The following is a 451-nucleotide window of genomic DNA, read 5'->3' as shown; positions in this document are numbered from 1 at the left end:
CGGGTGCTGGCCGCCGCCACCCTCCGCCCGCCCGGGTTCGGCACGGCCCTGCGCCGCTGGCTGGTGTACGCGTTCCTCGGACTCCCCGGCAGCCTCTGGTGCCTCGGGGACGGGCGCCGCCGCCGGGGCCTACACGACCGGGCGGCCAGGACGTACGTGGCCCGCTGACGCCCGGCCCGCAGACCGCCGGGGGAACCCTTCCCCCGAACGGCCCCCGTCCCGTTGCGGGGTTCGCGGAGCCGGGTTCGACTCGGGCCATGAGTACCGATCAGCCGCCGCCGGGCCAGCCGCCCGAGGACGACCCGTTCCTCAAGAAGCCCCAGGAACCGACGCCTCCGTCGGGCGGTTCGCCGTACGACCGGCCACCGGGCAGCCCCCCGCCGCCCCCGCCGCCGGGCGGCCCGTACGGCGGTGCGGGGGGCGGCGGCGGATACCCGCCCCCGCCGCCGCC

The 451-nt window shown here is 79.8% G+C and carries 1 pseudogene; it reads left to right on the top strand.

Annotation, left to right across the window (positions count from 1 at the left end):
* Positions 1 to 257: 257 nt before the first annotated feature.
* Positions 258 to 451 (top strand): annotated as a pseudogene (locus G3I78_RS51545) (RDD family protein); the annotation flags it as partial.

This window comes from Streptomyces sp. SID13726 (assembly GCF_010548375.1).
GTDB lineage: Bacteria > Actinomycetota > Actinomycetes > Streptomycetales > Streptomycetaceae > Streptomyces.
Note: the sequence above shows the minus strand (reverse complement) of the source record. Positions and strands in the feature narration are given on the sequence as shown.